Source organism: Dielma fastidiosa, assembly GCF_003475485.1.
In the GTDB taxonomy this organism is placed as follows: Bacteria; Bacillota_I; Bacilli_A; order Erysipelotrichales; family Erysipelotrichaceae; genus Dielma; species Dielma fastidiosa.
This window is the reverse complement of sequence record NZ_QRQL01000002.1, coordinates 556,173-577,000: the sequence shown is the minus strand read 5'-3', so window position 1 is coordinate 577,000 and position 20,828 is coordinate 556,173. Positions and strand designations below refer to the sequence as shown.

The window sequence follows — 20,828 nt, the reverse complement described above, 5'->3', positions numbered from 1 at the left end:
TATAGGTTATGGGGAAAATCGAAAAAAACAGGCTGATGGCATGACAGGCCGTTTTCAAAAAACATGACAAGAATTTAATTGTGTGCTATTATGAAAATAAAAAAACATGACAGGAGGGAGAAGATGGATCAGATTATCAACCATGCGGTTTTATCGCTGGATTTCTGGCAGGACACCGTGACCTATGAGGGGTGTACCATGCCCACAGGAACCATTGGCTACGAGGTGCTGAACATCCCGAACAGTACCATTAAAAAGCTGGATACTCCCTGCAATGTGCTGAACCAGCTGCTTCAGGGGATGAACACCGGTTCTTTGGATATGGAGCTGCTGCCGCAGGTGCAGCAGGCCGCTGGCGAGATCATCTCCTTTTTGCAGGCCACACCACCGTTCTCCCGCCTGAATCGAAGCTATTTTGAGCAAAAACTTGCAGCCATCTTTTCCGAAGAATATATGGAGGACGCCAAAGCCTATTTGCAGCTTACCCAGCAGGAGCAGCTGATTTGTGCTTTGACTGGTCAGCACGGCAAGGCAACCATGCTTGTCCGAATCGTGCAGGTGATGGGCCATTTGAGCTATTCTCTGGGACAATACAAGGAAGCCCTGACGAAATTTGCAGAGCGTTTGAGTGAACCAGGTTATGACCGTACCCCGGATGGTTATGCGGCAATGTTCGGACAGTTCTTCAAAGGTGAGCCAACTCTGTCGCTGGATAACCCGGCCTGGATGACCCTGACCAATGCTTCGGTGCAGTATGTATCCGCCGTTCGGCCTGGAAAGACGGAGCCACAGTTGGTCAAGCGGATGCACTATGTCTCCTTTGTGGGAATGTTCCGTTCCGATCTGTTTGAGGGGCTTTGTGTGGGCCATGCACCCAAGAAATGCCCCATCTGTGGCAGATGGTTTCTCACCATTGACGCACGGCATACCAAATACTGCGGCGGTCTGGCCCCTGGCGATCAACGGGGAAGGACGTGCCGACAAATCGGCAATCTGAGAGGCTGGGAACAGCGGGAGCTTGCAGAAGATCACCCCATTAAGGCCATTTATACCCGCCGGATGAATACCATCCTGCAAAGCACCCGCCGTGGAAAGCTGGATGAAGAAACGGCAGCAGCTATGAAAAAGCTGGCAAAAGATAAGATGCTCCGTGCGCTCTCTGATCAGCGCTATGCCAGCACTGTCTATGAGCAGGAAATGACCCAAGATGCACTTTTGAAGGCCGTACAAAAGAAATAAGTAGCAAAATATCAGAAAGGCGGTGAGGGAAAATGGATACAGCGTGGTCATGGGAACTACCTGGCTACTGTGCCAAATACTGCTTTCTAACGGAATCTAAGGGCTTGACCATGCGGGAAGTAGAACGTATCTTTCAGCTTGACTCGGAACCGCCTGTTCTGGAAAATATGAACGACTACATCATTGAGGCTGTGCGGAGCTGTGAATTGCGCTGGTTCTCCTTTTTCCTGCACTGCTATGAAAATCGGCTTAATGGTCGTGTTCGCCGTTTCCTGCTGCGGGAGGGGCTGGATCGCTATAACCCGGAACGCTTTTTGGACTACAAAATGGGATGTGTGCTTGCCATGTTGGACTGTCTCCGGGGATATGATCCCTCACAAGGGGCAGATTTTCTGACCTATGCCCATCATTTTATCGGGAACGCCCTTTTGATCAGCCGGATGCAAGAGGAGGCTGGTTCCTTTGAAAATGTGGATGAGTACAAAGCTGTGCGTGGGATTGCTTGGCTCTATAATCAATCCGGTCAGTCTGAACAGGCGGCAATCCAGAAATATGCCCAAAAAAACGGTTGTACCGAGGAAACCGCAGCAAAGTTTTTAGCATTGGCCAAGCAAAATCGCAGCCGTGTTCCGTTTTATCAGACCATTCAGGATGAGGACAGCGAAGAAACCGGCGAGGATGTCAGCCGGGATGACCATTGGGACTATGCGGAGATTCTATGGAACGGTATCCGGGCTGAAGCTGTCCGAGAAGCGTTTGAAAAGCTGAATTACCGGGAACAGACCCTTTTGGAAAAGAGAAACGCCATCTGTATGACCTGTGGACGGATCAGTCCCATCAGCACCCGGTTGACCTTTGAAGAACTGGCAGTCCTTTTTGAGGGCAGCACGGCCAGTGGTGCAGAACGGGCCTACCGCAAAGCCGTGGATCATTTGGCCTGTCTGCTGACAGAAGCCGGAGTGCTTCATATGATCCGGCTGAAACGCAAATCCCAGACCAAACGTAAAAAGAAAATCGCCGCCGCTGTTTACCTGTATCAGGTGGACAACGACGGCGAATGGGGTGAGATTTTGTTTGATTTTGAGGCTGGAACAGCGGAGATCATCCGGTTGGCAGAGTGGGATACGACGGTAAGTAAGAAATTTGCAAAACAGGCAATCTATCATCTGCAAACTTCTCCAAATCATAATCTGCCCAAAGATGGGATAATGATATTTGAAATATGATTCCCGTATTTTAAGGCTGAATATCTTCCACCTTATTTGTCATCGTGCAGTTCTTTATACAGACGATCCGCCAAAGCTCTCATCACAGCCTGATACTTATCTGCATCCAAGAAGAGCTGCTCATATGCTGCGGTGTTCTCCATATAAGCTTCCTGTGCGGTTGTATCAAAAATACCCGGGAAAAGACTTCTCTCATATACTTGGCGATCCTCAGTCTTTGCGGCTTTTTTGGCTTTAGAATCCTTACGCATTTTTTGATACAGCGTATCAACCATTACACGGTCTGCATCTGTGAATTCACCATAGAATTCCTCATTGATGCGCTGAATGATTTCGTCCAATGGACTGGTACGATCTTTTTGGCCACCAGCCCGTTTTGGCTGAGTCGGTTTCCAAGATCCAGGCTTGCTTTCAAGTTCGATTGCACCTTCGTATGTCCTTTCCAGACGATAATATTCCAGCTTGACTCTATTATCAAGGTCAAATGGCTGCACGGGATCGGAGGGAAGCAACTTTGCCAAGTAAGAGCAGAAAACATACTCTTTGTGCAGTTCCTTATCGAACATACGGGTAATCTGAGAAATGTAATTATACCACTTAACGAGAGCACGAACTTCTCTACGAAACTGATAGCGTTGCTCCTGATTGAGTTCGTTGTACTTATCAGCCACAGGCTTTAGCGCATTGGATATCTTTCCCTGAGTCAGATTTGCCTTGCGCACATCCGGATCAAAATAAATGCTGGAAACTTCTTCAATATCTTCATCTGCATAGATACCAAAACCACGAAGCGTTTTCTGGGTTGTGTAAATCAAATCGAAGTTGATTTCTTCATCCAGACTGGTTTCTTGATAGAACTGCTGGAAAGCTTCACGGATGCGTTCAATCGGATTTACAAAATCGAGAATATAGGTGTCCTCTTTGCCAGGATAGATACGGTTGACACGGCTCAAAGTCTGAACAGCCTTCACATCACGAAGTTCTTTGTCAACAATCATCGTGTGAAGAAGCGGCTCATCAAAGCCTATCTGATATTTTTCTGCAACAATGAGAATATTGCCTTCTTCGTGGAATACGGCCTTTGTCTGACTTTCCTTCACCCGATTGCCATTACGATCTACATTCATACCGCTTTCGGTGTATTCAGTACCTGTCGGGTCATCTGGGTCTTTCAGGCTCCCGCTAAAAGCAATCATGATTTCTACATCATCGTAATTGTTGCTTTCAAGATAACGCTTAATTTCATGATAGTAACGGACTGCCGCCAGCCTGGACGCAGTAACTACCATCATCTTTCCATGGCCACCGATTTTCTTTTTTGTGACCTCACGGAAAGTTTCTACAATAATAGCTGCTTTCTGCTGAAGGTTGTGCGGATGTAATTCCTCATAGCGTCGAATCGTTCTAACAGCCTTAGAGGTAGGGACTTCCGGATTGTCCTGGACATTCTTTGCGATTTGATAACACATTTTGTATGTGGTATAGTTCGCTAAAACATCCAGGATAAATCCTTCTTCGATAGCCTGTCGCATCGAATAGATGTGGAAGGGATGGAAAGAACCATCCGGTTGAGGCTCGCCGAAAATTTCCAAGGTTTTGCCTTTGGGCGTTGCAGTAAAGGCAAAGAAACTCATGTTACTGTGTTTACCTTGGCTGAGCATTTCTTGCACAAGAATATCGTTTGCCTCGACTTCTTCAATAGCCTTTTCTTCCAGTTCGGCATATTCTGCAAGAGCGTCGCTCACATCGGCAAGAGCAGCCTTGAGTTTTAATGCACTCTGTCCAGTCTGGCTGCTGTGTGCTTCATCTACAATAACCGCATAATGCTTCCCAACAGCAGACTCGACTTCGTTGTAAATCACTGGGAACTTCTGCAAAGTGGTGACAATGATGCGCTTTCCATCGTTAATGGCATCACGCAGAGCGCCAGAGTTTTTCTTCTCATCAATCGTAACCACACTCCCCAAAGTATGGTCAAAGCTGGAAACGGTGGCCTGCAACTGTTGATCGAGAATACGGCGGTCTGTAATAATGATTACGCTGTTAAAAATTGCATCGTTGTTTTCGTTGTGGAGGCTTGCCATACGGTAAGCCGTCCAAGCGATAGAATTGGACTTGCCGGAACCGGCACTGTGTTGGATGAGATAGTTATGTCCAGCGCCATTAGTTCTAACATGATTGACCAGTTGACGCACGACATCCAACTGGTGATACCGTGGGAAAATGACTTTGCTACTGACGGTTTTCTTTGTGGAACCGTCCGGTAAAGTCTCTTTTTTTTCTGTTCTTTCGTAGTTAATGAACTTTTGCAGAATATCCAACAAGCTATCCTTCTGAAGGACTTTCTCCCAGAAGTATGAAGTTACATAGCTGCTATCGGTGCTCTTTGGATTACCTGCACCGCCATCCTTGCCTGCACCAGCACTGCCTTGATTGAAAGGAAGGAGCGTTGTCTCTGGGCCTTTCAGCTGGGTAGTCATATATACATTGTAGAGATCGCAGGCAAAGTATGCGAGAACACGCTTATTAAATCCGAATGCTGGTTCATTGGGGTTACGGTCATATTGCCACTGGCGCATGGCGTCATCTACCGACTGCCCGGTGAGCTGATTCTTCAGTTCAATCGCCACAATGGGGATGCCGTTGACAGCCAGCATCATATCGACTGTATTTGTGTTGCGTTTAGAATAGTGCCACTGGCGGATACACTGGCAGACATTCTTTTGGTAGTTGGTGATGGACACCTCGTTCAGCTCAGACTCAGGCTTAAAATAGCACACACGAAAATTGATGCCACGATGCTTGAAGCCGTGACGCAGGACAGAAATCAGACCATCCTGCGTGATGGCATTTTCAAATGCCTTATAAAACTGCCGAACCGGGTTGATCGTACACATCCGCTCAAAGCGTTTCCATGCCATAGGCTGGGTGCTTTTTACGAAATCGGTCAGAGTGACGATGTCCAGAAACATATCCTTGCTTTCGTCGCTACAATAACCGGCATCCGTTGCCTTTGTCCATCCACCATCCTCAGAAATAAGGTAGGACTCTATGAATTCCTCAAAGCGTTTTTCCGTTTCGTTCATGGTCACACCACCTTTCTTTTTCCTGTGACAGCTTCAAATATTAGTGATCTTTTATAGCACTCCAACTCGATAACGAGAGCATTTTTTTCACTTATAAGTGAATCAATTGCTTCGCACTTCTGTTTAAGATATTTTGCTATTGCATCTTGCTCATTATGTGGCGGCAATGCAATCAAATAGTTGGATACATTTTCTGCTGATAGGTTAGCTGCACAGGTTCCATTCATATACACTTGAGTTTCTCTAACAGCAACATCAGATAACAAGCAAAACAGCAAATATTCCCCGTTGATGTCATGCGGCCGAATTGTCGCAAGGGACGAAGCAACAGTACCTCTTTCGAGATTTGTATTAATAGCACATTTTCCAACACTTCCACGAAGGCAATATACGATATCCCCCCTTTGTAATTTTGCTCCGCTTAACGAGTTGTACTTTTCCTCTGTTATATACTTGCAAACTGACGTATCGACAACATCACCGTTCAAGTTTGAGGAGTTAAGGAATGCTACTCCCTCTGCAACGAAGTCTGTTGGTTGCGGATATCGAGATGTTCTATCCCCATTAAAAAAATAAGCAAAATGATTAACTTTTACTTTTTGCCAATGTGTTGGTATTTTCCCCAAATATTCACAGCCACTATCCTTCAAATCAACGCTTCGATCCAATCCTTTTGTCACGGCCTCTGAAATTACCGAGAATTTCCATCTTTTGTACTCATCGATACTGGATTTTGTATCCTCAAGAATTGAATCGATTTGTCCGCATTGATTATCAAGGAATCGAACAATAGCATTCTGTTCATCTTGACCCGGCAGCACGACACGAAGCTCTTTCACTTCTGCGTAATTTAGTCCTTGTCGCACGCCAGACCCCATACCGTAAAATCCTTTTTTTAGATCAAAGGCATGGAGTAGGTAATATAAGTATTTTGAATTGCTTGTGTCTATTGGACGCAAGGTTGTGTAAGCGGAGGTAATGATACCACGCTCTGTGGCCAAACCCACCCGAAGGCTTGTATGGTCGTTTTGTAAATCCGTTAAACGAAGAACAATATCCCCATCTTCGATAATATTATAGCCGTCAAAAGACGCAGGAAGAAGTCCATCCGGCGAATCAATATCTTTACGTTTGATTTTGCCGTAACTCAAAGACAACAGATTCTTTTCCTGAAGATTGCTGTTTTTTTCCTTGACCTGGGTCACAAGTTGATACAAAGTGTGGACACGCCAGTGAGAGGGAACGCTGCCTATCCATTCTATGCCACTATCTTTTGTTTTTTCATAGGTAGTAATCTCACTCATTTTGCCCACCACCATTTCCAAACAATGCCTGCAATTTCTCCATCAGTACCTTTTCACGGGCCGCAATGCGTTCTGCAATATCAGCCGCCGGTTCCAGTTCCTCGTATTCATAAAAGGTACGAGTGAATGGAATCTCATACCCGACTTTGGTCTTGCTTTTGTCGATCCAAGCACCCGGACGATAAGGCAGAACTTCCCGTGCAAAATAAGCATCCACATCTTCATCAAGTGGAACACTTTCAGTGTCACGCTTGGAGGTATCGGCTACTGGCTTTCCTTTTTTTACAATCGGGTTGCCATCATCATCCAAAGCAGGACTTTCCACTGTAATTTTATTGTAGCCAAGCGATATGGCATCAAGCACTTTGCTTTTGCAAGTCAACACTGTTTTTTTATCTTCTAAGGTCTTTGTAAAAATTGCACTTCTATATTCGCTGTATGCCTGTGTGATCAAATTGCGGCAAGATTCTGTAATATCTACACGCTTATTACCGATAGGACGTCTGCGTGCCTCACAGCACTTGCTGGCATCAATCAGCAAAATGTGTTCTCTATGTGTTTCGGGTTTGTTTTTAGAGACTATCCAGACATAGGTTGCAATCCCGGTGTTATAAAAGCTGTCATTGGGGAGCTGAACAATGGCATCCAACCAGTCATTCTCAATAATATAGCGACGGATTTCACTGGGGCCACTTCCTGCATCTCCTGTGAAGAGAGAGGAACCATTTTGGATAATAGCCATTCTGCCGGTGTCTTTCAATTTTGCAATGCCATTCAGCAAGAACAGCATCTGCCCATCGGATTTTTGAGGCAAGCCAACGCCAAACCGACCGGCATCGCCCAGTTTGTGTTCTTTCTCCACATCAGCCGCTTCACGCTTCCAATCGATACCGAATGGAGGATTGGAAATAATGTAGTCGAAGGTATAGCCCTTGAATTTATCCGCATTCAAGGTGTCGCCGAACTGCATGTTTTCAGGATCGCCACCACGGATCAGCATGTCCGCTTTGGCGATACCAAAAGTAAAAGGGTTGATTTCCTGGCCATAACAGATGATTTCAGCCTCTTTGTCAAGGGCATGAACACGCTCTTCCATACAGGTAAGCATCTGACTGGTGCCCATCGCCATATCGTATACAGTCTTGGCAGAGACATCTTCGCCGGAAAAATCCGCATTCATGGTAAGCAAGTCACACATCAAATAAATAATGTCACGGCTGGTGAAATGCGCACCTGCTTCTTCATCATAACTCTCAGAAAAACGCTGAACAAGGTTTTCGAAGACATAGCCCATATCAATTGCGGAAATTTTCTCCGGATTCATATCTGCATTGTCAGCAGTAAAGTCGCTGATAACCTGATACAGAACTCCCGCATCCGCCATACGCTCGATTTGCGTAAAGAAGCCCATATTCGCCAGAATGTCAATAACATTATCGGAGAAGCCGTTGATGTACGCCTCGAAATTGGTCTTAATATTCTCTGGGTCAGCTTTCAGTCGCTCGAAGGTGTACTGGCTGGTATTGTAAAAACGATAGCCAGATGCAGTACGCAGAAAACCATCTTTGACGGCTAACTGTTTCACCTTTTCATAAGTGGCCAGCACTTTCTCTCTGGTCGGGAGTAAGCAGTCATGAAAACGCTTAATCACGACCATGGGCAAAATAACCAGACCATATTCATGAGGCTTATATGCTCCAAATAGACTGTTCGCCACATTCCATATCAGATTTGCTTTTTCTTGAATGTTTGTACCGACTATTTTGATCTTTTCATTGGTATCCATAATCTCGTTCCTCCCTAATATTGGCTGAGATCTCATTGATTTTCTCAGTTAAACGACTTGACTTAATGCCGTATCGCCACAGTTCTCCGTTTTCCTCCATGGTGTCGTGAGTTATAGAGAAGACGCAGCGACCACGCATTACATCGAAAATGCAGTGCGGCATATCCTTGATAGCGTCACAGATGCCTTGCACCGCAAACTGATAATTGTTGGGTGGCTTCTCGCCCAGTGTGAAAAATCCGCTTAATTGCTTGCCAAAGATATCAATAATATCACCAACTGCCAAAAACTCATCTACCTCTGTCGGAATCTGGTCTGCCCATGTTCGGAGATCTTCTATCGACCACTTGGTTTCCATAAGCTCCAACAATCTCTGATGGTGATTGTAAGCCCGTTGTAACCTCGGCCTACTCTTCATCCCTTCCTTAATTCTGGGAATGACAGTTCTATCATCCAGGCCTTTGTGGAGTACCGTCAATCGCCGATCTTTATGAACCACCGGAAATCGCTTTCCGTCGGAATGGATAATATCAAGCATAGCGTTTCTGGCATATCGCTGAATCGCCTCATCAGTCACCACAATTGAAGCCATTGGAAAGTACTGATTCACGGCATTAAATAAGCTATCGACTGGGTCTACATATATGGTTTCAACTTGATTAGCATCCAATGTTTTCAGAAATGCACCACAGGTTTCCTCGGATGAATCTCGCAAAATATCCAGGCAATAAACCTCACCATCCCAAACCCCTAAAACAGCGGGATAGAACTCCCCAAAAAACACTACCTCGACAATGCTAATGATATGCGGTGTTCTGACCGGCGGCAACAATGACTCCCTATATTGGATTCTGCGTCGCATTACTTCACCCACTGAAGCAGTAGAAGCTGGAACACCGTAATGCTGGCATACTTTTTTATATGAGAATTGAAAGGTTCCATCTGCCAAGGCATCTGATAGCCGGTTTGTGAATTTGCATCCCTTTTCTCCAAATTCTGTAGGCTCAGGGAAAACGCTTTGCCCGCAACTATCACAGCGCATATAACGCTGATGAAAAAGTAGGCTGATTATTTGAAATGTCTTGTGGTCCTCGTCAAGCCACAATAAATCCTTGAGTTTTCGATCCACAATTTTAGAGCAGCGTGTTTTAGAGGAACGACAAGCAGGGCAGAGCAATTTTTCATCCTCAAAGTATCTACGATGTACAACTTCTAAACCAACATCATCCCTGTTTGTTTTTAATACCACAAGTTCGGGTATGCCCAGCCATTCGGTTTCGGCTTTGGAGATGTTTTCTTTTGTGTATAGCTTTTTTCCCAAGGCACACTCCTCCTATTTTATTTCATTATACAACATTTGCCACCAAAAATCAAACATTTTTAACTATTATCTTATATTTTTTTAATTTTGCCACCAAACAACGAACATCTTAATTTTTCATATAGCAGAAATAGCTGTATAATGGAACCATCAGAAAAAGAGAAATTCACCGGCCCAACGGAAGCCGTGGACAGGTGAATTTCCGAAGCTTTTAAGGAGGTGGTGTCTTATGTACAAATAAAAAGAGCGGCAATCTGCTGGCACAGATTAACCGCTCATTTGCAATATGTACGCTATCAAAATATCATGTATCGCTTGTTTGGTCAAGCAGAAAGGAAAATTATATGTATCATTATTACTATGTTAACAACAATCAGACGTTAAATCCTGGCCTTCATCATGAAGTCCATACAAAAGAACATGCTGAACAGCTTGGCATCCGTAGCGCACAGTATGTGGGCTACTTTGAAAGCGAGGTTGAGGCAGTAGCTCATGCGAAGAAAATCTATCTCGATGCGGACGGTTGTGCAATCTGCTGTCCTAAAGCACACAGGGGGTAATCGTATGGCTCGTTCTACTCATCATGTCGTTCACAATCCCAATGGTGGCTGGGATGTAAAACGTGGCGGAGCTCAACGCTCCAGTGGCCACTATTCCACCAAGGAACAGGCAGTAAATGCTGGAAGACAAATCAGCCGAAACCAAGGCACTGAGTTTGTCATTCATGGGCTGGACGGTCGTATTCAGTCTGCGGATAGCCATGGAGGGGACCCTCATCCGCCGAAAGGCTGATTTCGATAAAACACTGGTCTCCAAAGGCTCCACGAAGTCTATAAGGAGAAAAGTGGGTAAAATGCTTGCCGACCACAAGGCTAAGTTAAGACAAAGGGCATCCATGCTTTCGTATGGATGCCCTTTGCACGTCAAGATTTATAGAGTTATCAATCAGAATCTAACTGCGGGATCTCAGTTACGGTTCGCAAGTATTTTTCTGGATCACCATTCAAAATCAATTCCGCATAAGACAGCGGATCGTTGTAGATGAGCCAGTCCAGTTCAGACCGCTGGAAACGGCTATTCGCAACTTCGTCCTCTACAGCGGTGCAATTAATGGAAATCATGCTGTCGTCAGAATATCTTAGTTCAACGCAGCCTGTGTCCATGTTAAATTCACAGGAAAGTAATGTTTTCATAATGCTATCCTCCAATATAGGCTCTGTTAACAAGAAAAACTCCCGACTAATTCCTGTTAGGAATCAGACGGGAGTTTCGTATGCACCCGAAAACCGTCAGCTAACAGTTGATAAGTGATTTAGTTCCTTATCACTGTTAAGCCAATGTTTAGGTGCTTTTTGTATACGCAAATATGCTTGGAAATCAACATCTGAACTATATTATTATTTCAGGCAAATAGGTGTATCCACATCTCCTTTTTTTGCTTTAATGTACTCTTCTTTATAAATTAAAGAGTAGCAGATGCATGAAATAAAAATGAATAGGCTGCCCCCAATGATACCGGTTAGATTTGGCCCAATAAAAGAATTAGCAGGCTGACTCATAAACAGCTTCACAGGAGTAATTTTATCAATGGCATTCAAGGCAGCATGGAATATGATAGAAGGCCAAAGATTACTAGTCTTGAAATAGAGCCAAGAGGACAAACCACTTACTACTATGCAAAACAAAATCATGGCTAACATACCAAGCACAGGGTGTTCAGTACCATAATTGAAACCAGTTAAGATGATTGGAGCATGCCAAATTCCCCAAATTGTACCGCTTACTAAAACTCCTTTAAAACGTCCTATCTGTTCAGCTAGTGCTGGCAGCAGGAAACCACGCCATGCAAATTCTTCGCCTAGACATTGAAGTATTCCGCCGATTGGATTCATCAAGACGGCTAATGGCAGCATTACCATTAACTGACTAAAATAAGCTGAACTGCCTGTCAACTGCCACTGTTTGGCAATTTCAGAATGGAGTGGATCGAAATGATTAGGGAATAAGGTAAAATAAATAAAAGCACCACCGAAAGCGAGCAAAGGAGTAGCAAAATATACAATTAAAAAAATCTTTTTATTTTTAGATAAGTCTGGCTTCAGTTGCTTAAAATTAAGTGGCTGATGAGTAATTCGCTGAGTCAGAATACAGCTTATAGTTGGTGTGAGCATCAAAATTGTCAGCACTGATGGTTTCATAGATTGAATGTATATACCACTTAAAACGGCTAAAAATAATCCTGTAAATATTAAAAAGATTAAGATATTTTTTTGAATTTTCATAAATGTTCCTCTTTCTAAGGTGAGAGGAATTTATTTTTTTATGAATGAAAGGGTTAATAAAAGACAAGCTGCAAATAACAGTCCAACTGTCATTATTGCCATTAAATTGTCAGAGAGTTTAAATTCTAGCATCAGTGGAATGGCAAGAATAGCGATTGCAAACAAAATGACTGAGCTGATTCTTAACAGCTTTTTCATTGGATATGTCTTTGACGAAGATTGCATTTCTGATTTTGATTTTTCAATTTTCTTAACCTGAAGCAATTCATCTACTGATAAATTGAATAAATCACAAAGCGGAACAATCTTATCAAGATCGGGTGTACTTTCATTTCGTTCCCATTTAGAAATAGTCTGTCTTGATACATTAAGCTTATCACCTAATTCTTCCTGACTTAAATTTTGTTGTTTTCTAAGTTCATATATCTTTTCACCAAGATTCATTCCTTCACCTCCCCAATATTGTAATCAAACTGATGAAGTGCATCTACCAGATTTGGTTGTCACTTTGTCAACTGAATTTAACATTCTATGTTTAACATGATTTTAAACACTTTGCAAGTACCTATTATCAATTCAGCCAGAGCAGCTGATGAAAGTGAATATAAGTTTTCATTTTTAATAGTGCAATATAAAATCTATACTGATAGCGTTTACATGCTCAGTAAGCATTTTTTTCATTTTTGAATTGATGTATAATTATCAATTATATCGTTAATCAATCAAGATTATGAAAAGAGGCGCAGGGATGGATAGGAAATTATTTGATAATGCGGCACTGAAACGTTTGATTATTCCATTGGTAATTGAACAATTTCTGGCAGTATTTATGGGTATGATGGATATGATCATGGTATCCAGTTGTGGTGAAGCGGCTATTTCAGGGGTGAATTTGGCAGACAGTATCAATATTTTAATTATAAATGTACTTGCCGCTTTAGCTACCGGCGGGGCGGTGGTAGCGAGTCAGTATTTGGGTAAACAGGAGCCTGAAAATGCAAGTAAATCAGCAAAGCAGCTGATTTATTCCAGCTTGATTTTTGCATTAGCATTGGCAATAGGCTCCATGCTTTTCTGCAAGCCGCTTTTAGGTTTTGTCTTTGGCAGTGTTGATGCTGAGGTTATGGGTAATGCAACAACTTATTTCTTTATAACAGCAATATCTTATCCATTTCTTGCTTTGTATAATTCAGGGGCATCTCTGTTTAGAGCGATGGGTGATTCTAAAGTCAGCATGAAGGTCTCAATGATCACGAATGTTGAGAATATTGTCGGTAATTACATTATGATTTTCCCATTACAGATGGGAGTTGCCGGTGCGGCGATTTCAACACTTGTTTCACGTTTGACAGGTGCCGTTATCATGCTCGTACTGCTGAAAAAAGAAGAGAATCCGATTCATATCAAGAGATACTTGCATTTTGAATGGAGTAATTCTTTAGTAAGTAAAATCCTGGCTGTCGGTTTGCCAAGCGGTATGGAGAATGGTATCTTTCAATTGGGCAAGATTTTAGTGCAAAGCTTGGTATCAACCTTTGGCTTAAGCGCCATTGCGGCTAATTCTGTTGGTTCTACAATGGCCTCTGTCTGTACGATTCCAGCGGCTGCGATTGGTTTGGCCTTGGTTACGGTGGTCGGACAATGCATGGGAGCCGGTAAACCAGAGGAAGCGGCTTATTACATGAAAAAACTGACAGGCATTGCTTATGTCTGTATCTTTGTTACAGCAGCCCTCACTTATCTGTCATTGCCGTTTATCTTCCGTCTTTATCAGCTATCACCAGAAACAATGACTATTGCCAGAGAGCTGGCGGTATCCTTCTGTATTGCATGTGTTATTTTCTGGCCAGCCAGCTTTACCTTCCCAAATGGACTGCGTGCGGCAAACGATGCCCGTTATACGATGGTTGTATCTGTATTATCCATGTGGATCTTCCGTGTTGGCAGCGCCTATGTTTTTGCCCAGTACATGAACATGGGAGTTATGGGCGTATGGTTTGCGATGTATCTGGATTGGATTGTACGGCTAGTATTCTTTGTTTTACGCTTCAAAAGCGGCAAGTGGCAAAGACGCAAACTTGTATAAGTTATACAGGGATTTCATTTTGATAGAAAATATAGATAAATATTCGAGATATAATATAGCCATTGAAAATAAATACTAAGAAAAGAGTAGGCTTATGAGTAAAAAAAAAGAAAAATAACAATAACAGTGAATGCTTTGATGAGTTCGATTATATATATTATGAAGCATTGGACACTGCCGAACAGCAGAGAAATGATATAAAGAAACTTATTATTCTATTGATTGAATATGATATTCCAATTCCTGATGATATTATCAACAAATATCTTAAAAAGGATTCGTATATTGATAACATATCAGAAGAAGATTTGCCTTTTTAATGAAATACTAAAACTGCACAGCCAAACGTTACTTGACTGTGCAGTTTAAATTTTAACTATTATTTATCAGCATCAAATACAATGCCAGCATCTTTTCTTGCGGCTTCCATCACTTCACAAACGCTTAGTGAATAATCAAGCAGCTTGTAACAAGCGTCATAATCTTTTGCTTCTACAATCTTTAAGAAATCCTTCATCTCATAATACAATGCAGTAATATCTTCCTGATCATTGATGATTTCAACTTCTTCACGATCATTCAAGTGAATTTCAACCTGCCGGCAGCGGCTAGTTTCACCTTCAATCAGCATATATCCCTTTTCACCTTGTATCTGTGCCATATTATGACTCTTTGTATCCTTGCAGCCAACTGCTTCAGCATAGAACCTGTCATATGTGAAAATCAATACGCCGGAAGTATCGATGCCATTGTGAGCTAGATTTGCGAAGTAATTGATTTTCTTTGGTTTGCCAAACAATCCCATAATAAAATTCGTATTATAGACATTAATATCCATCAAAGCGCCGCCAGAGAATTTAGTTGTGAATACATTCGGCGATTCGCCTGCTAAAAATTGATCATACTTCCTTGAATATTGTGAGAAATTACACTGAACCATTTTCAAAGGCCCCAGCTCACCGATTTTTTCTTTCAGACGTTTAAAATTCGGCAGATGAATCGTTGTGATAGCTTCAAAAAGGAATAAATGTTTTTCCTTTGCCAAGCGGATCAGTTCCTGACATTCTCTGACATTGCTGGTAAACGGCTTTTCACCAATGACATTCTTGCCAGCTTCTAGTGCTTTTAAAGCGTAACTGTAATGCAGACTGTTAGGTGAAGCAATATAGATAAAATCTATTTCCTCATCCTTCAGCATCTCTTCAAAATCAGTATATACTTTCTTAACATTAAACTTATCAGCCAGCGCGCGGCCTGTTTCTTCTTTTCTTGAAAAAACAGCCAGGCATTCGCAATTTTCATTATGCTCTACCGCGGTTAGAAACCATTCGACAATAAAACCAGTTCCAATCGTACCTATTTTCATTTGGATCACCTCTGTGTCTATTGTATCATGGTTGAATTGTTTAGTCAGCCTACACATTTGCATAATTACCATAAAGCAGGTTTGATGATTTAAAAAATGTTCGAAACATAAACCATCATTCACCAATAATGTACCATGTTATGCTCCTGTAAACGATGCCTTCATCTGCATAATTTTGCTTTATATTGTTCACATTGCTCACAATTCAACAGTTAAGATAGATACGCATGGTTTATCCGGTTTAATTGAAAATATTTACATGTTGACAATTGACCTTTTACTTGCTTTAATGAACGATGGGTTAAACCGTAAAAGGAGGCTTTTTTTCGTGAAAAATAAATATGATGTAGTAATAATCGGCGGTGGTATCGGCGGTATAATGACTGCTTATCGTCTGGTGGAGAATGATCCGGCTTTACAGGTGGCAATCTTTGAGAAGGGGAATGCTATTACTAAAAGACAATGTCCAATCGTAGCGAAGAAAGTAGAAAAATGTGTAAAATGTCCATCTTGTTCAATCATGGAGGGAATGGCAGGTGCGGGTGCATTCTCAGATGGCAAGTATGTAATATCAACCGAATATGGCGGCTGGCTGACTGATTTTTTAAAGCCGGAAACGGTTATTGATTATATTGAACAGGCAGATAAGGTCCTCGTTTCCTTTGGTGCTACTGAGGAACGCTATATGCCTAATAATGAATTAAAGAAGCTTTGTCTCCAGCATGATCTTCACATGTCACAGGCTCAGCTTAAACACTTGGGTACAGATTCTAATTTCGATACAATGCGTAAGCTGATCGAGTCTTTAGAAGGTAAGGTAGAAATTATTACCGGTGCTAATGTTGTGGATGTGGATAAGGATAGTCATATCGTTCGTGTTCAGCATGCCGGCGGCGAGCATTTTGTGGAGGCAGAAAAGATTGTTTTCGCAGTGGGCCGTGTGGGCAGCCGTTTCTTCTCAAAATGGTGCCGTGAAAATGATATCAAGCTTGAGAATAATCAAGTGGATATCGGTGTGCGAGTCGAAGTTCCAAGCATGGTGTGGGAAGACTTTTCTAAAAAAATCTATGAACCTAAAATCTGGTATCGTTCACAGAAATATGGTGATGTCACTAGAATGTTCTGTTTTAATGAACGCGGTCAAGTAGTGACAGAGTTTACTGACGGAGTGCTGACTGTCAATGGCCACAGCTATCGGGATCAGTCACGCAAAACCGAGAACTCTAACTTTGCCTTGCTGTCAACGATTCGTTTTACTGAACCATTTAAGGAACCAATTACCTATGCGCGTCATGTTGCTTCGCTGGCTAATTTGATTTCTGGAGGTAGTGTGCTGGTACAGCGTTTGGGTGATTTAGAGGATGGCCGCCGAACTACGGAAAAACGACTTCGTGAATCATCACTGCAGCCGACATTAAATGCGGTGCCGGGTGATTTAAGTCTCTGTCTGCCTAAACGCCAACTAGATAATATTGTAGAGACATTGCATGCGCTTGATGTAATAGCGCCGGGTACAGCGAATTATGATACACTGCTTTATGGTATTGAGTGCAAATATTATTCGGCTCGTCCTGAATGCGAGGATTTTGCGATTAAGGGCTGTGAGAATATTTATGCAATTGGTGACGGCGCTGGTTTTACCCGCTCCTTGTCACAGGCTGCCGCGAATGGCCTGTATGTTGCTGATAAATTAACTAAATAAAGAATACCGCAGGAAACTGCGGTATTTTTACAGTTTTCCCTATGGATAGGAAATCATTTATTTGCATTGATTATCCTTACAATTTCCACACACTTAGGAAATTAAATATTTGCGGTAAGAATAAGAGTCTTTTATACTGGAATCAACAATTAATAAGTGTCGACGAAGCGTAATTGTTTTGAAAAGGAGATAGGGAAACTATTATGAATACACTACAAAATGTGTTGATGAAATACCTAATGCCAATTGCAAATAAGGTAGAACAGCAAAAGCACCTTCAAGCTATTAAGGATGGAATGATTGCCGATATTCCTATTGTTATCATTGGATCAATTTGCTTACTGCCAATTGCATTTATGAATTTGCTTGGAAGTGGTCCTATTTATGAATTCCTAGCTAATAATATCAGTATTTTCACCTATGCCTCATTGTATACAAATGATATACTTTCTGTCTATGCGGCTTATTTCATTGCTTCCGCACTCGCAAAACGTTATGACATGAACGCATCAAGATCAGGTATTACTTCAATTGCAGTCCATTTGATTTTGCCCGGTGTTGCTATTGAAGGCGGTATCGGCATTGAGTATCTAGGTGCATCAGGCTTATTTACAAGTATTGTTTCAGCAATTTTATCAGTAGAAGTTTCAAGACTGCTGCTTAAACATCACGTATATATTAAACTGCCTGACAGCGTACCGGAAATGGTTGGTGAAAGCTTTAAAACATTAATTCCACTAGTTATTAATGTTATTGTTGCTGTAATAATTGCTAATCTGTCTTTGGCAATGAGCGGTAAAGTATTCCCAGCACTTGTTATGAGTCTGCTTGCACCAGCAATTAGTTCAATGGATTCATTACCTGCATTATTAACCGTTATCTTTTTTACTCAGCTGCTTTGGTTCTTTGGGTTACATGGACCTTCAATTACATCAGCTGTATGGGCACCGTTTGCTATAGCTTATGGAGCTGAAAATATTGCTAATTTTGCCGCTGGAGCTCCTGTAAGTCATATCTTTACATTTGGTTTATATTATAATATTCTTCAAGTAAGTGGATCAGGTCTGACATTAGGTCTAGTATTCCTTATGATGAAGTCAAAATCAAAAGCCTTTAGTTCAATGGGAAAAGTAGCATTAGTACCTTCATTATTTGGCATAAATGAACCTGTTATATTTGGTCTTCCAATCATTTTGAATCCATATATGCTGATTCCGTTTGTATTCGGACCGTTGGTTATCACTGCTATGACCTACTTCGTTATGAATACAGGCTTTATTGGAATGCCAATTGCTAATCCGCCAGGATTCTTGCCGCCAGGTGTCGGGGCCTTCTTAATGACTCTTGACTGGCGTTCAGTAATCTTCGTATTCGTATGTCTGATTCTTATGACCTTATTCTATCTGCCATTCTTCAAAACGATGGAAGCGGAAGAACTGAAACGGGAACAGGCAAGCGAAGCAGCTAATAATAACTAGAGACGGGAGAAATTACATGTTCACTGGGAGACAACTTAAAATCATCGAGCTGATATTCAACAATACTCAAGGTATTCACGGTTCTAAAATCGCCGAGCTTTTAAGTGTGTCTTCCAGAACAATCCGTCATGAAATAGGTGAAATTAATGATCGCTGGCAGAATGAATGCTGCATTAAATCATCGAAAAAGAGTGGTTATTATTTTCAAGCAGAAAATATCCAGTTTGTCCGAGATTTTTTATTCAAATATCGCAATCTCGAAAATGAAGATACAGATAGTGAAAAAAGACGTTATGCGATCCTTGGCTTACTGCTTTTTGATGAAGATATGGAACTTGATGAAATTGGTGAACGACTCTATGTTTCATCACAAACGGTGTATAAAGATATTCTTAAATTACAGCAGCAGCTGAAAAAGAAATATGGAATTGAACTTTTAAATATATCTGGATCGTATGTCCGCATTATTGAGGATGAACATAAAATACGGGAATTAATGTTCAAAATCATTAAAGATGAAGTTTTAATTAAAGAATCCGCGGGTACACATTATCTTAAAGATTTACTGCCGGATGCCTATGATCAAAGTGAATATGAATATTTATTAGAACAAATCAAACATTATTTTAATGAACAAGGTGTAATGCTGACGGATGGTAATTTGATTATGGCCGCAAGTGCTATTTATATCGCGATTGTCAGAAACCAATACGATTATCGAGCCGCAGAGGTAGAAAATAGCGGTATAGATAGTAATGTGAAAAGGCTGATTGATGTACTCATACAAGCACAATGGTCGCTTTATCCTCAGGATATGTATTCTTTGAATCAATTTCTGCATACATTCAAATTAAATGATGAAAAGGATGAAAGTGATATCAGCAATTTCAGTATACATGTATTAGATGAATTCTGTCAGGAAGTATTGGATAAATACAATTTTGATTTGCGTACTTCAGAAGCACTTTATTTGAATATGCTGGCTCATTTTGAATATATGCTGCGCCGTCTTGAAAATGGGTTTCAGTTATTGAATCCAATTCTTGATGATGTAAAGAAAAAATATCCATATGCTTATGAAATTTCTATGTTAATTGTTCATATCGTGTATAAATATAAAAACACCTATGTTCAGGATGATGAAATTTCATACATTGCAATCTATTTAGAGCATTTTCTTGAGAATGTAAATCAAAAATTAAATGTGATCTTAATCAGTTCAGCACGGCTTAGTGTTTCCCATATTCTGTTGAATTGGCTGAAAAATAACTTCAGCAATCAGTTAAATGTTCAGACCGTACTGCCGATTCATTCTCTAGCTAGTTATGTGAATGAAAATGCGGTTGATTTGATATTATCGACTAATGATATGGCACTACATCCAATTATTCCAACTTATAAAATTAACAGCTTGCCAAGTTCACAAGATCAATTGCTTTTGAATGATATGATTCATACAATCAGAATCAGTCAAAGATTCAGAGAAGTTGTAAAAAAACATTTTAGTCCGGAAATGATTAAGATTTATGAAGATAAAACGACGTTTGAATCAATTATTACCGATATGGCTCAGAAGCTGGAAACGTACAATAAAATCAATGATGCAGAAGAATTTGCAAAGGACGTTTTACAAAGGGAAATTAATTATCCGACCTTTGTTAATGATCTTTTTATGATTCCTCATCCGCTTATGACATTTGCTAATAAGACAGCTGTTTCAGTTGCAATATTAAAGAAACCGTTGTTGAAAGATGGCCGTTCAGTACAGTTAATTTTCACTTTAGCAATTGAACGTAAGCAGAATGATGATGTTCGCGTGTTGTTTCAGATTTTTAAACAGATTGCCGCAAATAAGCAATCAATGAAAATGTTGATTGAGGCAACAGATAATGATAAGTTCTTATCTGCATTAATCAATTTATCTGGTTCGATTCAATAATTCTGCCATCAGA

Annotated in this window: 15 protein-coding genes; 7 read left to right on the top strand and 8 right to left on the bottom strand. The window is 41.3% G+C overall.

The features are described 5' to 3' along the window. Positions 1–123 precede the first annotated feature (123 nt). Complete coding sequence (locus tag DWZ33_RS07440) at positions 124–1,239, top strand: DUF6076 domain-containing protein (protein ID WP_118454357.1); 1,116 nt, start codon at positions 124–126, stop codon at positions 1,237–1,239. 32 nt (positions 1,240–1,271) lie between these two features. Beyond that, on the top strand, positions 1,272–2,465 hold the full coding sequence (locus tag DWZ33_RS07435; RefSeq protein WP_118454356.1) for a sigma-70 family RNA polymerase sigma factor: 1,194 nt from the start codon (positions 1,272–1,274) through the stop codon (positions 2,463–2,465). A gap of 32 nt (positions 2,466–2,497) precedes the next feature. On the opposite strand, the gene DWZ33_RS07430 is transcribed toward DWZ33_RS07435, so the two are convergent. Genes DWZ33_RS07430 through DWZ33_RS07415 form a run of 4 tightly spaced genes read right to left on the bottom strand, consistent with a single transcriptional unit; the run spans position 2,498 to position 9,962 of the window. Next, entirely contained in the window at positions 2,498–5,551 is a 3,054-nt protein-coding gene (locus DWZ33_RS07430; RefSeq protein ID WP_118454355.1) for a type I restriction endonuclease subunit R, read from the bottom strand. Between the two features lie 2 nt (positions 5,552–5,553). Continuing rightward, positions 5,554–6,855, bottom strand: a complete 1,302-nt coding sequence (locus DWZ33_RS07425) for a restriction endonuclease subunit S (protein WP_220452409.1) — start codon at positions 6,853–6,855, stop codon at positions 5,554–5,556. Beyond that, positions 6,848–8,641, bottom strand: a complete 1,794-nt coding sequence (locus DWZ33_RS07420) for a type I restriction-modification system subunit M (RefSeq protein WP_118454353.1) — start codon at positions 8,639–8,641, stop codon at positions 6,848–6,850. Before DWZ33_RS07420 ends, DWZ33_RS07425 begins: the two co-directional genes overlap by 8 nt. Then, entirely contained in the window at positions 8,628–9,962 is a 1,335-nt protein-coding gene (locus DWZ33_RS07415; protein ID WP_118454352.1) for a transposase, read from the bottom strand. Before DWZ33_RS07415 ends, DWZ33_RS07420 begins: the two co-directional genes overlap by 14 nt. A gap of 564 nt (positions 9,963–10,526) precedes the next feature. Here DWZ33_RS07415 and DWZ33_RS07405 point away from each other — a divergent pair. Continuing rightward, positions 10,527–10,754 carry a DUF2188 domain-containing protein gene (locus DWZ33_RS07405; protein ID WP_013379461.1) on the top strand — a complete coding sequence of 76 codons (228 nt, stop codon included), beginning with the start codon at positions 10,527–10,529 and terminating at the stop codon, positions 10,752–10,754. Positions 10,755–10,903: 149 nt separating this feature from the next. On the opposite strand, the gene DWZ33_RS07400 is transcribed toward DWZ33_RS07405, so the two are convergent. The 3 genes from DWZ33_RS07400 to DWZ33_RS07390 all read right to left on the bottom strand — a co-directional run bounded on the left by DWZ33_RS07400 (position 10,904) and on the right by DWZ33_RS07390 (position 12,688). Beyond that, positions 10,904–11,155, bottom strand: coding sequence for a DUF6061 family protein (locus DWZ33_RS07400; protein ID WP_013379462.1), 252 nt, complete (start codon positions 11,153–11,155; stop codon positions 10,904–10,906). A 204-nt stretch (positions 11,156–11,359) separates the two neighbouring features. Then, positions 11,360–12,244, bottom strand: a complete 885-nt coding sequence (locus DWZ33_RS07395) for a CPBP family intramembrane glutamic endopeptidase (RefSeq protein WP_118454351.1) — start codon at positions 12,242–12,244, stop codon at positions 11,360–11,362. 30 nt (positions 12,245–12,274) lie between these two features. Beyond that, a complete protein-coding gene (locus DWZ33_RS07390) occupies positions 12,275–12,688 on the bottom strand; it encodes a helix-turn-helix domain-containing protein (RefSeq protein ID WP_022939164.1) in 414 nt (137 codons plus the stop codon). A 304-nt stretch (positions 12,689–12,992) separates the two neighbouring features. Between DWZ33_RS07390 and DWZ33_RS07385 the strand changes: the two genes are divergently transcribed. Next, positions 12,993–14,330: an MATE family efflux transporter gene (locus tag DWZ33_RS07385; RefSeq protein ID WP_118454350.1), complete on the top strand. Its 1,338-nt coding sequence runs from the start codon at positions 12,993–12,995 to the stop codon at positions 14,328–14,330. A gap of 379 nt (positions 14,331–14,709) precedes the next feature. Here DWZ33_RS07385 and DWZ33_RS07380 read toward each other — a convergent pair whose 3' ends face one another. Beyond that, complete coding sequence (locus tag DWZ33_RS07380; RefSeq protein WP_118454349.1) at positions 14,710–15,696, bottom strand: Gfo/Idh/MocA family protein; 987 nt, start codon at positions 15,694–15,696, stop codon at positions 14,710–14,712. A gap of 328 nt (positions 15,697–16,024) precedes the next feature. Here DWZ33_RS07380 and DWZ33_RS07375 point away from each other — a divergent pair, with 328 nt between their 5' ends. The 3 genes from DWZ33_RS07375 to DWZ33_RS07365 all read left to right on the top strand — a co-directional run bounded on the left by DWZ33_RS07375 (position 16,025) and on the right by DWZ33_RS07365 (position 20,815). Continuing rightward, the gene (locus DWZ33_RS07375) at positions 16,025–17,398 is read left to right on the top strand and encodes an NAD(P)/FAD-dependent oxidoreductase (protein WP_244925861.1); all 1,374 of its coding nucleotides are present in this window, start codon (positions 16,025–16,027) and stop codon (positions 17,396–17,398) included. 203 nt (positions 17,399–17,601) lie between these two features. Next, on the top strand, positions 17,602–18,876 hold the full coding sequence (locus tag DWZ33_RS07370) for a PTS sugar transporter subunit IIC (protein WP_244925860.1): 1,275 nt from the start codon (positions 17,602–17,604) through the stop codon (positions 18,874–18,876). Positions 18,877–18,892: 16 nt separating this feature from the next. Further along, positions 18,893–20,815: a BglG family transcription antiterminator gene (locus DWZ33_RS07365; protein ID WP_118454348.1), complete on the top strand. Its 1,923-nt coding sequence runs from the start codon at positions 18,893–18,895 to the stop codon at positions 20,813–20,815. Positions 20,816–20,828: the final 13 nt, after the last annotated feature.

What these genes read in the sequence shown, in the direction of transcription:
- DWZ33_RS07440 (WP_118454357.1), top strand. Translation starts at nt 124, where the DNA reads ATGGATCAGATTATCAACCATGCGGTTTTATCGCTGGATTTCTGGCAG.
- DWZ33_RS07435 (WP_118454356.1), top strand. Translation starts at nt 1,272, where the DNA reads ATGGATACAGCGTGGTCATGGGAACTACCTGGCTACTGTGCCAAATAC.
- DWZ33_RS07430 (WP_118454355.1), bottom strand. Translation starts at nt 5,551, where the DNA reads ATGAACGAAACGGAAAAACGCTTTGAGGAATTCATAGAGTCCTACCTT.
- DWZ33_RS07425 (WP_220452409.1), bottom strand. Translation starts at nt 6,855, where the DNA reads ATGAGTGAGATTACTACCTATGAAAAAACAAAAGATAGTGGCATAGAA.
- DWZ33_RS07420 (WP_118454353.1), bottom strand. Translation starts at nt 8,641, where the DNA reads ATGGATACCAATGAAAAGATCAAAATAGTCGGTACAAACATTCAAGAA.
- DWZ33_RS07405 (WP_013379461.1), top strand. Translation starts at nt 10,527, where the DNA reads ATGGCTCGTTCTACTCATCATGTCGTTCACAATCCCAATGGTGGCTGG.
- DWZ33_RS07400 (WP_013379462.1), bottom strand. Translation starts at nt 11,155, where the DNA reads ATGAAAACATTACTTTCCTGTGAATTTAACATGGACACAGGCTGCGTT.
- DWZ33_RS07395 (WP_118454351.1), bottom strand. Translation starts at nt 12,244, where the DNA reads ATGAAAATTCAAAAAAATATCTTAATCTTTTTAATATTTACAGGATTA.
- DWZ33_RS07390 (WP_022939164.1), bottom strand. Translation starts at nt 12,688, where the DNA reads ATGAATCTTGGTGAAAAGATATATGAACTTAGAAAACAACAAAATTTA.
- DWZ33_RS07385 (WP_118454350.1), top strand. Translation starts at nt 12,993, where the DNA reads ATGGATAGGAAATTATTTGATAATGCGGCACTGAAACGTTTGATTATT.
- DWZ33_RS07380 (WP_118454349.1), bottom strand. Translation starts at nt 15,696, where the DNA reads ATGAAAATAGGTACGATTGGAACTGGTTTTATTGTCGAATGGTTTCTA.
- DWZ33_RS07370 (WP_244925860.1), top strand. Translation starts at nt 17,602, where the DNA reads ATGAATACACTACAAAATGTGTTGATGAAATACCTAATGCCAATTGCA.
- DWZ33_RS07365 (WP_118454348.1), top strand. Translation starts at nt 18,893, where the DNA reads ATGTTCACTGGGAGACAACTTAAAATCATCGAGCTGATATTCAACAAT.